The organism is Winogradskyella alexanderae, from assembly GCF_020166335.1.
Taxonomy (GTDB): domain Bacteria; phylum Bacteroidota; class Bacteroidia; order Flavobacteriales; family Flavobacteriaceae; genus Winogradskyella; species Winogradskyella alexanderae.
On the sequence record NZ_JAIUJR010000002.1, the window covers coordinates 303,993 to 317,950 of the forward strand.

The window sequence follows — 13,958 nt, forward strand, 5'->3', positions numbered from 1 at the left end:
TCTTTTAGAGACTAATTGATACACATCATTTTAGTTTTGCTTTTATCTTAATACATTTTGCCTAGAAGACACCGCCACCACCATTGTCATTATCATCGTCATCATCTTCACAGGATACACCATGGGCAATGATGAAAATCTCACCAGAAACATCTGTTAAGGAATAAGCGTCTGATGAGGCATCGTCTAATGCATTTTGATGTGGATATTGACCAGGTGCCACAGTTGGGTTACCATTATTATCGGTCGGATACGGCAGTTCGCCAACGTATAAGTGGGTTTCATTTAATACAAAACCGTCAAACATGTCAAAGTTTACATCAACAGTTCCAAGACCTTCATCATAGTTTACACTGATGGTACCCACATGAGTACCTTTATCGGTATCGCATTGTCCGGCACCAGAATACAAGTCAAAACTATAGTCGCCACCAGATAATGGCCCTATGGTCCATCCCCAACGATTAAATCCATCATCTAAAAAACATGTTGAATTATCCTCACCTCCAATGGCAAATAGGGTCTCACATGATTCTTCTTCTTCAGGTGCATCATCGTCATCGTCTTGCCCAGCATTAGATTGGTTAGTAATGTCATCTAATTGAAATGCATCTACTTCTATTGCTTCTGTCTGGCAGGAGAATGAGAATACCAAGGCCAAACAGACAAAATAAGTGCTTAAGTTTTTCATAATAGTTCTTTTTGGGATTTTAAAAGTAGTGCCTATTCCTATTAACGACAAATTTTTTCGATGTGTTGCAGTTTAGTGTAGTACTTATATTAATAGTGAGGATACTGATGTAGGTCATTTTAGTTTTGCTATTCCATTACTATTTTTATTTAGCTGAGATTTAACCATTAATATCAATAGTCATGAAAGCAATAACCACATCACCACGACAAATTACATTATACTACAGCTCTAAATCCGTTAGGGCCAAACAAACGATGGTCTATGCCATTGCAGAAGGTTTGCCGGTCTCTTCCATTGATATTACAAAAACACCGCTTACGGGTACACAGATTGCCAATTTGGCCTACCGCTTAGGCCTAGAAATTAAGGACTTGGTTAACCAAGACCACCCAAATTACGAGGAGAAATTTGAGCATGCCGATTTATCAGACAGAGACTGGATGAAAATGATACAGCACAATCCTGATATTATGAAACAGCCTATCGCTTTAAGAGGCGATATTGCCATTTTGGTAGAAACACCAACGGATATTATTAAAATCTGAGCGTATTTACTTTAATAGTTCCAACAGTAAATTATTATACTTATTAATATTAATGAGCCTTAAATTAAGGTCTATGCGCTTGTTTTTAAAGTCTTTTTTAAGGTAGGTTATCATCAAAAAAAGGCTTTCTATAAGCTTTTCTAAATCGTAGCCCTGAATACGCTTTATCTTGTAATTTTCTGCAAGTGTTTTGGTAACCTTTTTTCGTGATATCGCCAAATAGGGCAACTCGTATCTTACAGCCGCAGCAAGCTCTACGGTTTCCAGGTTTTTAATAATCTCTACCCGCCGTTCATCATCTATAGCTAAAGACAAGCTTACATCCATTAAAAACTGCAGGTTTAGTTTAGCCTCAGTGCGTAAGGCACGTTTTACGGCACCTATTTTTGAGGCTTGGCTAGCACCTTCTTTCGCCACATCGTAGATGTCTTTGATGATACTCATTTTTATAACTTAATTATTCTAATCTTCTGCATAACTAATACGTTCGCGTATGCCACCACTTTCACGATGGATAATGACATCGGCTTTTTTGCGTTTGGCCAAGGTTTTAGCCTTTCGTATGGCAGTGCTTTGTTTTCTGTGTTTGGAGGTGATGCGCTTATTGCCCTCTCTTCTTACGGCCCAACCGTTTTCAAATGGTACTATATGCTGATGCCAAGTACGTTTTGGGCTATGCCCTAAGGCTTTTATTATAGCTTCTATCAGTTGTTTTATCGCATTTACCAAATTGTTATTACTAGACATCTGTTTACGTTCAATTACCGTAAAGTTAATTATTCCGTTCCTTTTTGCAGACTAAAACCAAAAAACAAAATCCAGTACTTGCATACTGGATTTTGAACATTAACCATTAAAAAATCAATAATCTTAAGATAAATTCTTAATCTGTAGTCTTTCGCTTGAATGTATAATTAATACCAAACATAGCCATTGATGTGGTCATATCATAAGATACGGTTGTACCAGGAATCTTACCTAATGGGTTACTTGGTGTAATTTGTCTTGGGTCTAATATTTGCCCTTCGGTAGCACCATCACTATCACCATAATGGTAAACAGCATCTAGTCGCCAATTATCATTAATCTCATAACTTAATCCAAATTGGTAAGCATTCTTTATAATAGCTGTTGCCGGTGTAGAGAAAAACGCGAGCTCCTCATCTATTGGATTAGAACTGTAGGTGTAACCCACTCTAAGTGGTACGTTTTTAATGCCTTTATATTGCAATCCCACAGAGAGGATTGAAATATCTTGCCATCCAAAACCTTGTACAGCTCCTGTTGGGAATCCATTGCTTCCAATTTCCCAACCACTGGCTTCAAAACCTTCTGTATTTTCATAAAATACACGTCTAAAATCCAGGGCAAAGTCAAAATTAGTAAAAGAATACCCTAAACCAAGGGACATAATCGCGGGATAATCCATCTGAAAATTAACGTCAGGTGCATCTGAGCCATCTAAGTACTTATTATCAAATTCAAATTCTCCAAACGTCTGATTGGTTTTGTAAGAAGCTCCTAGTTTTAAGCCAGACCCTGAATCATAAAAAATACCTACTTGAGCACCAAATCCAATGGCGGGTGTACTATCTGCTTTTGGATAACCTCTTCCACTCCCTCCCATTGAGGCAGGAAAATCAGGTGATGCCAGAGGATTAGGGTTTAACTCCAGTGCCGCATAATTAAAGTTAGGCTGAATACCAATAGATATCTTATCGGTTAGCTCATAGGCATAAGTACCACTTACTTGCAATAACAAATAATCAGACTCAATACGTCCAAATCCATTAAGCCCTTGAGGCCAATTTATTGCGTTAGAATTATTAGGATTCCAATTCATATTAGGGTTGCCACTCATATCCATAGGTAAATTGGTTTCTTGAGGAAATGTTACCCCAAAACCACTGATGCCAAATGCAGATACGCCAAAAGTGTGCTTACTGTCTTCTTTTCCCCATACCATTCCGATTGCAGGTAAATAAGAGATCCCTCTATCATCTTCAGTTGTCCCAAAAACGCGAGGTGATGCTGGTGAACCTGGTCCAAAAGCGCCCTCTGGATATAATAATCCTGCAGGTAAGCTAGAGCTCAATTCTGGTGATGAGAAGAACAATCCTAAATCGAACTTTAAGATTTTATCATCAAAAACTGAGATTGCCGCGGGATTCCAATGCATGGCACCTGAAATATCCAATGGTTGCGCCGTTGCAGCACCGCCCATTGACATATTTACGGAGCCAACACCCTGCATGATATGACCAGTCTGGGCATACAGACCAATCGAAAATAATAGCAAGATAAATTTAGTACAAGTTGTTTTCATTAGTAATAGTTTTAAACATTCCGCGATTAAAAAGGCTTTATATAATAGGATTATTCATCACGTAATAGAATGTTGGTTAATACTTAGCCAATAGCAAATTTAAGTGGCAAATAGTTGTTGTCTTATGACAAATATCATAAAACGAAATTCGCACATGATATAAATTTAAATCCTTCGTAAACACCAATAAAATCAATGGTTTTCGAAGGCTAAACTTAAGTAACATTTGTTACATAAGTATATGACAAATATCATGCTACAAGTTGACCTATCACGGTAACTTTACAATCTGGAACCAAAGAATATTTACATAAATTCTAAAAATTAAAACAATGAAAAAATTGGTGATATTAGGTGCAGGAACGGCCGGAACAATGATGGCCAACCACCTAGTAAAAAAGCTACCAAAGAAAGAGTGGCAAATTACAATTGTAGATCAATATAAAACACATTATTACCAACCCGGATTTTTATTTCTACCCTTTGATACCTACACAGAAGAACAGGTAAAAAAAACAGGTAAGAAGTTTATTCCCAAAGGTGTTAATTATATTCAGAAAAAAATTGAATTAATTAAACCTGAAACCAATAAAGTTGAGTTGGAAAATAACGAAAGTATTGACTATGACATCCTAATTGTCGCTACTGGATCTAAAACAGCTCCCGACGAAACAGATGGCTTATTAGGCCCACTATGGCGTAAAGATATTTTTGATTTTTACACTTTTGAAGGCGCCAAAGCACTAAGAGACAAGTTACGTACTTGGGAAGGTGGCAAAATGGTGGTTCATATTACGGAAATGCCAATTAAATGTCCTGTCGCACCTTTGGAATTTGCATTCTTGGCAGATACTTTTTTTAAGAAAAAAGGTATGCGCGACAAGGTTGAAATAACCTATGTAACACCTCTTGATGGTGCCTTTACCAAACCAACTTGTACTAAAGCATTAAATTATCTTTTGGAAGAAAAGAACATTAAGATTGAAACAGACTTTGCCATAATGGAGGTTGATAATGATAAGAAAGTGATTGTAGATTATGTAGATCGTGAAATTCCTTTTGATTTATTGGTTACGGTACCTACAAATATGGGTGATGAAGTTATAGAACGCTCTGGTTTAGGCGATGATTTAAATTTTATTCCAACCCATAAACACACCTTACAGTCTAAGGAACACAAGAATATTTTTGTGATTGGCGATGCAACGGATGTACCTGCCTCAAAAGCAGGGTCTGTTGCCCATTTCCAGGCAGAAACACTTACGGATAATATTATTTTGTTCACAAAAGGCTTCAAGCTAAAACAAGAATTTGACGGTCATGCCAACTGTTTTATAGAAACAGGTGACAATAAAGCACTCTTAATAGATTTCAATTATGACCAGGAACCAGTACACGGAACATTCCCATTTGCCAAAATTGGCCCATTAAAATTGTTAAAAGAAAGTGTTTTTAATCATTGGGGAAAATTAGCTTTTAGATGGATATATTGGAATATGCTATTAAAAGGCATACCTATTCCATTTGTTGGCAGAAACATGAGTTTCAAAGGAAAAATATTTGACATAAAAGAAAATAACTAATAAATAATACTGAACATGAAAAAATTAATTGCAAATAGAGAAATCGATGTTAACGAAGAAGGATACCTTCTCGATTTTAACCAGTGGGATAAAGAAATAGGAACTTATATTGCTAACGAATGTAACGTTTCTATGACCGATAAACATTGGGAAGTAATTGATTATCTTCAAGACAAACACCATAAAGAAGAGGCTCTTTCTATAAGAGGTATCAAAAAGAGTGGTGTGATTAACATTAAGGAGTTTTACAATCTTTTTCCTGGAGGACCACTAAAAATTTCAACTAAAATAGCTGGTATTCCTAAACCAAAAAGCTGTATTTAAATAGCGTCTCTAACCTAAAAAAACAACAAATTATGAGCACAAAAGTTAAAAAAATGCTTTTCATATTATCCAAAGCTACAATTGAGAATGTTTATGCTGCATTTGTAATGGCAAACGGCGCACGTATGGAAGGTATCGAGTCTGAAATATTCTTCACATTCTTTGGTTTAGAAGCTATTCAGAAGAAAAAACTAGAAAATCTCCACGTAGCAACCGTAGGAAATCCAGCAATGCACATCCCTACCATGCTAGGTGGGCTACCAGGCGTTGAAGCATTAGCGACAAAGATGATGAAAAAAGAAATGGAAAAACTAGATATGCCTCCTGTTGGGGAATTTTTAGAAATTCTTTCCGATTCTGGCTGTAAGCTTTGGGGATGTAAGTTGGCAGTAGACATGTTCCATCTTGAGAGAGAAGATTTCATAGACGAACTTGATGGCATAATTACTATTGGTGATTTCTACAGTCGTGCAGATCAAGAAGGTACCCATCTTCTTTTCATCTAAAAAATTTTAGCACTAGTTTAAGATTAGTGTGAACATGACGTCTTAATGCGGTGATCTCTTAAAGGTATCATCGCATTTTGATTTAGCGTTTTCTGCTTCGATCCGTATCACAGCGTCTGCAACGCGATAAATAAGTAACCGAAACCTCGTAAACACCATCTGTACGACCAATGCCAGAAGTATTTATATCATAAGATAAACCAAACCTAAACTCTTTATACTCCAAGCCTAAAAAGGCATTAATAGAGGTTAGCAAATGGCTGTTCTCATCATTCTTTGCTGGATTTGTTGCAGCCGTAACACCAATTAAAAATTCATTAACCTGAAACAAAGAACCAACATCCAAACGGTTATATTGACCTTGCTGCATGTAATTGGCTGTCAACATAATACTATAATCATTCAAAAATGGAAATCTATAATTCCCATGTACTGAAAAGAAAATATCCAAAGGCAAGTTTTCGCCATCCACAAATGAAATGTTAGGCGTATTTAAATGCTTAGCGGTAAATCCAAACCAATACGTTTTGCCGTTAAACTCACCTTTCTCAAAAACAAAACCACTCGAAATATCTGCAAAAAATACATTTTCAATATTGTTACTCAAAGGATCTACCGAAGTAGGTGCTATGACTCCTGTATTGATGTTAATCTGGTCTGCTAAAGTCAGGCTTCTAAACCGAATATCTTTAAAACCAAAACCAACCTCAATTGCGGGTCTAAAAAACCAACCACCATTAAGGTTTACGCGATGCGCATAATTTGCATTGAGCTGATAGAAATTGTAATTATTAAAAGATTCGTGTTGCCACAAGGCACTTATTCCAATTCCAAATCCTAAACTTGGACCATAATCAAAAGACTTATTTGCGTATGCGTATTGCGTATTAATGCGCAGGTTTAGATTTGGCCATTGTGTTCTACTCAGCACACCAGCACTAATGCGGTCGTTATCTTCAAATCCGGAAAATGCTGGATTTATCGTTTCTTGAACATAGTTGGACTGTGTAAAAATTGGATCTTGTGCCGAGACAGACCAAATACCAAAACCAAATACCAAGAGGGTTAAATATCTAAACTTCATGTTTGATCTATCTGATAAATACAAAGGCACCTTGTTTTTTAACTTCGTCACCATAGAATGTTTTTGCAGTGAAGGTGTAATAGTAATTACCGTTTTCTGCAACTTCATCTTTAATCTTACCATCCCAACCGCGAAGATTTTCACCAGACTCCGAATAAATTAAACTTCCCCAAGTATCGAAGATGTTCAGTTCCAGCGTATTCAATCCCCTAAACACTGGACCAAAATAATCATTAAGCCCATCCTCATTTGGTGTAAATGCATCTGGCATAACCAATTTGTAGCCTTCTTCTACAACAAGAGTAATAATACGTTCGTAAACACAACCAAAAGGATATGTAACGCGTTGGGTAACGATATAACTACCTACCTCTAAATAGGTATGGATAGGATTCTCTTCCGACGAAAAACTACCATCTCCAAAATCCCAAAGGATACTTTCAAAGTCACCAGTTGCAGTATTCGTGAATTCTATAGGATCTTGGATGGCATAAACTCCAAAATTCAAGAAGCCAAACGATGACACATCAAAATCAGGTTCACCTAATACTGGTATTTCAATACTAAGGCTAAAATTAGTCATACAGCCTTGACTATCGGTTACTTCTAACATTACCAACCCATTTTCATCGGTTGTCATCATTTCATTGTTAACACCACTAACTGTACCGCTAGACCAAGTATATTGAAATGGTGGCACGCCACCACTGGCCACAGCCATAAATGATTGTGCTATAGATCGGGTTTCGCAATCTACTTCCGTTTGGGTTTGAACATCTAAAACCAATGGGGCAAACCGATTAACCTCCCAACTACCTTCAATGTCACAGCCATTAGCATCGATAACACTGACCACATACGTGCCTGGTGGAATAGCATCCAAATCTTCCGAAGACGCACCATTAGACCAGGAAATTGTAAATGGTGGCGTTCCACCTTCAATCAAAAGGTTAATAGCACCACTATTGGTGTCGTCGCAATCTAATGCATCAGTAACACCAGCGGATAACTGCAAGGGTAAAATATCGAATATGGTAAACGTTTCTTGTATAACACATGGTGTGCCATCAGTAATTGTAACAGAATAAGTTCCTGGTGCCAAATTATTTCGCTCTACGCCCGCTGAAGGGTCATCATCCCAAACTACAGTTACTGGATCAATACCACCTTGAAAATTTAATACAATTCTGGCATCATTTTCACCCGAGCATGACATTTGAGTTACCACTGGATCAATTAAGAAAATTGGTGCCTCTTCTATTTCAATTTCAAAATCACGCACACAATCCTCAGAATCTGTAATGGTTATGATATAGACTCCCGCAGAAAGATTGGTTTGGCTATTTCCAGTCCCAAAGTTACTCCACTCTACTGTATACGGTGGCACACCTCCAGTTATATCGTTTATTGTTATAGATGCATCGTTATCACCAAAGCATTCAATTTCAGTTGTGGTGACATCAATATCTAGTTGATCATTTTGAATGACCTCAACATCAAGAGTATCCGCACAATCAGACGTATCTGTTACGGTTAATGTATAAGTACCTGCGAATAAGGTATTGATATTTTGGTCTGAACTTGTATACCCGTTTGGTCCGATCCAAGAATAGGTGTATCCTGGTCGACCTCCAGCTATATCTACGGTTATCGCACCAGTATCCTCACCAAAACAGATAATACTCGATACAGTATTTAAAGAGGCTTGTAATTCTGTTGGTTCAACGATTACAAATGTCAGTTCTATTGGTCCACAGTTATTAGCATCAGTAACTGAAACAGCATAGATTCCAGGTCCTAAATTTGAAAGATCTTCATCTGTTGAAAATGGTGCACCATCGAGAGTCCACGTATAGTCATATGGCATGGTACCGCCTTCAATATCAATATTTATTTCGCCATCGTTTGCTCCAAAACATGAAATCGTTTCAGGATCAAAATCAACAAGACTAAATGCCAATTCATCTGGCTCTGTAATTGTAAAGGTTTCTGTATACGGACAACCGCCATTATCCTGAATATCCAACGTATAAGTACCCGCTTGGAGATTAAATATATCTTCATCGGAACTGGTAAATCCATTTGGTCCATTCCAAGTGATTACATATGGAACTCCTGTGGCAAAAGGCACACCTCCTGCAATATCAATTTCTATAGACGCATTATTCGACTCGAAACAGTTATTATTTGTCACTGATGACGTTACAGATATTGAAGGATTAACAGTAACCACAACTTCAAAAGCGGCACCAACACAATCACCAGATGCAGGCGTAACTGTATATGTAACAGTTGCAGGATTAGTAGTATTATTTTCTAAAAATTGACTTATCGTTGTAGATGGAGTAGGCTGTGATACTGCTCCGGTAATTGCTCCAGCAGGAACCACAACTGGTTCTGGCCAGGTGTACACTGTATTTCCGGGTACAATAGCTCCTCCTGTTGTATCAGGAATATATTCAAAGGTATTACCACTACATATCAATACGCTTCCATCCAATATGCTAGGTGTCTCATTAACGATTATTTCGGCAGTCTGAGAAATTATTTCTGAACATCCTCCCGAATTAAACGTAAGTATAGCATAATAATAGGTTGTTCCTACTGTATTAACAGGTGGATCATACGTATTTGTTGTTGCGCCTGCGATAGGTGTTCCAGTTGTTGTGTCATCTATTGTATTTTCATACCATTGGTAGGTGGGTGTTCCCGTTCCATTAGTAAAATTTACCACTAAAGAAGCGGTAGTTTCACCCAAACATAATTCATCTGATATGGGTTGTGCCGTGAATTGGGCACCAGGATTAACCATGACCTCACCCGTTTCACTGGTAACTTCACAACCGGACACGTCTTGTGTAACAACACAATAATAGTATAAAGTTCCAACAATATTAGAAGGTGGTGTGTATGTAGGATTTGTTGCTCCAGGAATTAGTGTTCCTCCTAAGTTAGCATTAACCGTATTAACATACCACTGATAGGAAATGTTTCCTAATCCACCGCTAACCAGAACTTCTAGGTCTTGTGTAGCCGTGTTTTCACAAACAATTTGATCAATCAACGGTTGGCTAGTTATAACCGGATCATCAACAACCACAACTTCAGCGACATCACTAACAACACCTGTACAACCATTTGCCGTGTAACTAATTTCCAAATAGTAGTAATAGGTACCCGTTGCAGTATATAAAGGCGGTGTATAGTTTGGTGATGTGGCACCTGCTATTGCCGTACCACCTGTATTCGAATTGACCGTATTTATATACCACTGGTAGGACTCCGATCCAATACCGCCAGAAATGGCTATTGATAGTTCATCTGCCGTACCACCAATACAAACAGACTGTGTTGGTGTTGGCTGGGAGGTTACTTGGGCTACATCTGCTACTGTAATTGAAGCGGTATTCGAAATTATTTCGTTACAACCACCCGTAGAAAATGTTATAATTACATAATAGAAGGTGGTTCCAACCGTATCCGTTGGCGGTAAAAACGTGGCTCCTGTCTCACCTGCAATTGCTGTACCCGTGTTATTATCATCTACTGTGTTGGAGTACCATTGGTAAACTGGTGTACCAGTACCCTGAAAAGTAACCGTTAAATCGCTAGTGGTACCATTTAAACAAACCTCGTCAGAAATAGGTTGATCCAAAATTAATGGAGCAGGTTCAACCGTTATTTCAAAATTTACAGGCGCTCCTGAACAACCATTTAATTCTGGAGTTACGGTATAAATTAACGTAATGTCAGCACCAGTTGTGTTTACAAGATTTTGAGCTGGGATTGTATCCGTATTTCCAGAAGGAATATAACCTGTTAATCCAGCAGGGTTATTAGAGGTCCATGTATAAATTGTGCCTGGTAAATCTGACGTAAGATTAATTTCACTCGATTGCGTGCTAGAACATATCGTCTGTGCTAAATCTGTATTAGTAATTGAGGGAATCTCATTTATGGAGAATGTTTCAGTCACTGTGGATATACCACAACTTGTGTTCACTTCAAAAGTAATGGTATAGTCCCCAACAGCCACATAGGTAATGGTTCCCGGATCTAACTGGTTTGATGTAGCTGGTGTTCCACCAGGAAAGGACCAGCTGTATATGATGGTCTCCGACGCAGGAGCACAGGTTTGTACTGTAGCGACCGGATTAATAGATGCAGTGCCACAGAAATCTGGTATTGCATTTAATGACGAGGCTGGAGGTTGTTTTACTTCAACTAATTGCGATGTCGTGTAATCACCACAAGAATTGTTAACCGTCATGGTGAGTTCATAGATACCTGCGCTATTGAACTGAAACGAAGGATTCTCAGAATTTTCATTCGTTCCATTAGTGTAATTCCAAGATGCGAATGTTCCACAAAAATCTGGGGTATAGTTTACTTCCCATAAGTATGTTTCGCCACCACAGGAATCGGTTAAATCGGTTGTATTTGTTGCATTCACATCAAAAGGAATACAGCCATTATTGCTATCTAACGAAAAATCAGCAACCAATTCAGATTCGATACATATTTCATATTGTACAGGATCGGCAACGCCACAGAAGTTTTCTTCAATCAGCGTAACGGTATAAGTGCCTGGATTTGTATAGGTATGTGTTGGATTTTCTAAATTAGAGGTTGTGCCATCTCCAAAATCCCATGAGTGATTCGCAATTGTAGTACAATTGGGACCAAAACCACCTGTTGTTGTATTGGTAAATTGAATTTCAGTATTAACACAACCAGGTGTCTCAAATTCAAAATCTACAGTCGGTTGGTCTAATATAATTATAGGTCCAGCTGTTAATACGGTCTGTCCGCAAGATGTCGCAATTACTAATGTGATGGTGTAAAACGGTAATGGACAATTAGACTCTGTATATTCATGTGGAATTGGAAAAGGATCTGCAATAGCAGGATTATTCGGGTCATAATTTGCCGTCGCCGCAATAAGTTGCGCTTGTGTATATTGGGCAGTTGTTCCGTCTCCGTAATTTATAAAATAAGTTGTATCTGGTGGATTGGTTCCCCAAGAACCTATAGCAAAATCAAGTTCATTTATTGGCAAGCATAAATTCACAGTATTTCCCGGACTTATTATTGCCCCAACTGGATTACTGGAATTTTTAACTAATATCGTCTCCGTAGCATTACATCCTGTATCTCCGTAGCCTGTAATTACCATGTTGAACGAACCAAGTTCTGCATAAGTGTGAGAAATTGGAAATGTTACATTTGTTTCTGATGTACCGTCACCCCAATCAATATCATAACCCGTTATACAAGCTGTAGACGTGGATGTATTTCCAACATTAATAGTATATGAAGGATCAACCGTATTGTTACCACAATTATCAAAGGGCTCAGTAAAAATTGCATCCAAATCTTCAAAACTCAAGCTTGGACGTTGCTCAACATTAACCACTGAAGAAAAAGTTGCGCTACACCCATTGTCATCAGTTACGGTTAATTCTGCAGTAAAATTGGAAAATCCGCATCCAAAAGCATCATAAATATGATTAGGGTTTTCGTCTGATGAAGTACTGCCATCACCAAACGTCCAATTGTAGGTAAATGGTCCATTACCTGAAACGTTAGAAGTAAATGCTACAGGATCTGCTGAACAACCACCATCATTAAAAGTAAAACTAACAGTAGGTGGCGCTGCAACCGTAACTGTAGCAGTTCCAGCGACAGTTTCTGTATCATTATTACTATCGGTAACAGTTACTAATTCATAAACGTAATCTCCAGCAACATTGGTATTGACAGTTACAGAAACCGAATCATCATTTCCAGCCGTAGTAACAGTTTGATTTGCACCTCCATTTATTGTGTAAACAAATGTATATGGTGCATCACCTCCCGAACCTGTAAAGGTGACCTCAGGTAGTGGTGCATCATTTAAGCAAACTGTAGTTGTACCAGATATAGCCGCATCTGGAGGAAGGTTAAAGATTGATGAGGCCCACTTTTCAGTTAAGAGATCCTCTGTTAATATGCTGGTTGCCAAGTTAAATGCACCGATGCAACCAAACACAAGAATGAACATAAAAACAAGTAGGTTATATTTAATTTTAGGCATAAAACTTTAATAGCTAATTATTTAAAGCGGTTCAATGTAATTAAATTCTTATGAATTTAAACAATCACAACTATTTTTTTCGATAAGTGTAACTTTTTTTCAACGTATGGCATTAGGGACAAAAATCTATCGTTAAAAGGAGACAAACTTCCTAATAAAGTATTAAAGGCGTTAACATATGAGCTGGTATTCCTTAACTTTGCAAGGTAATTAAGGTTATGAAAAAAGAGAAGAAACCCGATCAGGTTGTATATAACACCGAAAAAGAGCGCTACGAGGCACATCTTATGCCCTATGCCACAGATTTGGCCGCTCCAGTTATTACCAATACTGATTCTATTGCTTGGAAGAATAGAAACATAAACAAGATTAATAGACACATCCAAGCCAAATACAATGAACTCAAAGCGGCATATGATAAGATGATGCAAGAGTACGAGTATAACAATTTGGTTTATAACGCATCATTTAATTTTGAACCAGTAGTCGGTGAAAATTATCATTTATATAAAAGGGAGAACGAAACCACTTTTCTATCTATTATTTCTCCTGATGAATGCAACTTTAACCATGTTGGAAGCTTTTATTTAGATGCTGACGGTATTTGGCACAAGTTGTAAGTCAATTAATTGATAGTTCATACTATTCTTAAATTCCTAACCTTCACGTTCTAAGCATTTTCCAATTTCACGGCCATTTATTACTCATTTTTATATAACTTTTTAATCACTGATTTTCAGGTAGTTAAAAAATATACATGCATTTCATCGATTATTTTTGCATTTTATAGATGTTTGTTCTAAGTTTGAGCCAGATTTAG

11 protein-coding genes are annotated in these 13,958 nt (G+C 37.6%); 5 read left to right on the top strand and 6 right to left on the bottom strand.

Annotation, left to right across the window (positions count from 1 at the left end; genetic code table 11):
• Nucleotides 1-61 precede the first annotated feature (61 nt).
• On the bottom strand, nucleotides 62-691 hold the full coding sequence (locus tag LBU54_RS04875) for a hypothetical protein (protein WP_224526648.1): 630 nt from the start codon (nucleotides 689-691) through the stop codon (nucleotides 62-64).
• A 182-nt stretch (nucleotides 692-873) separates the two neighbouring features.
• Here LBU54_RS04875 and LBU54_RS04880 point away from each other — a divergent pair, with 182 nt between their 5' ends.
• Nucleotides 874-1,239: an arsenate reductase family protein gene (locus LBU54_RS04880; protein WP_224526651.1), complete on the top strand. Its 366-nt coding sequence runs from the start codon at nucleotides 874-876 to the stop codon at nucleotides 1,237-1,239.
• A 6-nt stretch (nucleotides 1,240-1,245) separates the two neighbouring features.
• Here the strand turns inward: LBU54_RS04880 and LBU54_RS04885 are convergent, their stop codons facing one another.
• The 3 genes from LBU54_RS04885 to LBU54_RS04895 form a co-directional block, all read right to left on the bottom strand.
• Nucleotides 1,246-1,683: a hypothetical protein gene (locus tag LBU54_RS04885; RefSeq protein WP_224526653.1), complete on the bottom strand. Its 438-nt coding sequence runs from the start codon at nucleotides 1,681-1,683 to the stop codon at nucleotides 1,246-1,248.
• Nucleotides 1,684-1,701: 18 nt separating this feature from the next.
• Nucleotides 1,702-1,986: a DUF2188 domain-containing protein gene (locus LBU54_RS04890; RefSeq protein WP_224526656.1), complete on the bottom strand. Its 285-nt coding sequence runs from the start codon at nucleotides 1,984-1,986 to the stop codon at nucleotides 1,702-1,704.
• Nucleotides 1,987-2,122: 136 nt separating this feature from the next.
• Nucleotides 2,123-3,565 carry an OmpP1/FadL family transporter gene (locus LBU54_RS04895; RefSeq protein WP_224526659.1) on the bottom strand — a complete coding sequence of 481 codons (1,443 nt, stop codon included), beginning with the start codon at nucleotides 3,563-3,565 and terminating at the stop codon, nucleotides 2,123-2,125.
• A gap of 332 nt (nucleotides 3,566-3,897) precedes the next feature.
• On the opposite strand from LBU54_RS04895, the gene sqr reads away from it, so the two are divergent.
• From sqr to LBU54_RS04910, 3 genes are read left to right on the top strand one after another with little or no spacing between them, the layout of a single operon-like run.
• Entirely contained in the window at nucleotides 3,898-5,148 is a 1,251-nt protein-coding gene (gene sqr, locus LBU54_RS04900) for a type III sulfide quinone reductase, selenoprotein subtype (protein WP_224526662.1), read from the top strand.
• A gap of 15 nt (nucleotides 5,149-5,163) precedes the next feature.
• A complete protein-coding gene (locus tag LBU54_RS04905; protein ID WP_224526665.1) occupies nucleotides 5,164-5,472 on the top strand; it encodes a TusE/DsrC/DsvC family sulfur relay protein in 309 nt (102 codons plus the stop codon).
• A gap of 32 nt (nucleotides 5,473-5,504) precedes the next feature.
• Nucleotides 5,505-5,978 (top strand): DsrE/DsrF/DrsH-like family protein, encoded by a 474-nt coding sequence (locus tag LBU54_RS04910; RefSeq protein ID WP_224526668.1) that lies wholly within the window; start codon nucleotides 5,505-5,507, stop codon nucleotides 5,976-5,978.
• Between the two features lie 82 nt (nucleotides 5,979-6,060).
• Here the strand turns inward: LBU54_RS04910 and LBU54_RS04915 are convergent, their stop codons facing one another.
• Together LBU54_RS04915 and LBU54_RS04920 are read right to left on the bottom strand one after the other, a co-directional pair.
• A complete protein-coding gene (locus LBU54_RS04915) occupies nucleotides 6,061-7,062 on the bottom strand; it encodes a PorP/SprF family type IX secretion system membrane protein (RefSeq protein ID WP_224526670.1) in 1,002 nt (333 codons plus the stop codon).
• A gap of 7 nt (nucleotides 7,063-7,069) precedes the next feature.
• Nucleotides 7,070-13,138 carry a PKD domain-containing protein gene (locus tag LBU54_RS04920; RefSeq protein WP_224526674.1) on the bottom strand — a complete coding sequence of 2,023 codons (6,069 nt, stop codon included), beginning with the start codon at nucleotides 13,136-13,138 and terminating at the stop codon, nucleotides 7,070-7,072.
• 218 nt (nucleotides 13,139-13,356) lie between these two features.
• Here LBU54_RS04920 and LBU54_RS04925 point away from each other — a divergent pair, with 218 nt between their 5' ends.
• Nucleotides 13,357-13,758, top strand: a complete 402-nt coding sequence (locus tag LBU54_RS04925; RefSeq protein WP_224526675.1) for a DUF2452 domain-containing protein — start codon at nucleotides 13,357-13,359, stop codon at nucleotides 13,756-13,758.
• Nucleotides 13,759-13,958 lie beyond the last annotated feature (200 nt).

Excerpts from the sequence above, each read along its gene's own strand:
- LBU54_RS04915 (WP_224526670.1), bottom strand. The coding sequence starts at position 7,062 with ATGAAGTTTAGATATTTAACCCTCTTGGTATTTGGTTTTGGTATTTGG.
- LBU54_RS04880 (WP_224526651.1), top strand. The coding sequence starts at position 874 with ATGAAAGCAATAACCACATCACCACGACAAATTACATTATACTACAGC.
- LBU54_RS04920 (WP_224526674.1), bottom strand. The coding sequence starts at position 13,138 with ATGCCTAAAATTAAATATAACCTACTTGTTTTTATGTTCATTCTTGTG.
- LBU54_RS04910 (WP_224526668.1), top strand. The coding sequence starts at position 5,505 with ATGAGCACAAAAGTTAAAAAAATGCTTTTCATATTATCCAAAGCTACA.
- LBU54_RS04925 (WP_224526675.1), top strand. The coding sequence starts at position 13,357 with ATGAAAAAAGAGAAGAAACCCGATCAGGTTGTATATAACACCGAAAAA.
- LBU54_RS04890 (WP_224526656.1), bottom strand. The coding sequence starts at position 1,986 with ATGTCTAGTAATAACAATTTGGTAAATGCGATAAAACAACTGATAGAA.
- LBU54_RS04885 (WP_224526653.1), bottom strand. The coding sequence starts at position 1,683 with ATGAGTATCATCAAAGACATCTACGATGTGGCGAAAGAAGGTGCTAGC.
- sqr (WP_224526662.1), top strand. The coding sequence starts at position 3,898 with ATGAAAAAATTGGTGATATTAGGTGCAGGAACGGCCGGAACAATGATG.
- LBU54_RS04895 (WP_224526659.1), bottom strand. The coding sequence starts at position 3,565 with ATGAAAACAACTTGTACTAAATTTATCTTGCTATTATTTTCGATTGGT.
- LBU54_RS04875 (WP_224526648.1), bottom strand. The coding sequence starts at position 691 with ATGAAAAACTTAAGCACTTATTTTGTCTGTTTGGCCTTGGTATTCTCA.
- LBU54_RS04905 (WP_224526665.1), top strand. The coding sequence starts at position 5,164 with ATGAAAAAATTAATTGCAAATAGAGAAATCGATGTTAACGAAGAAGGA.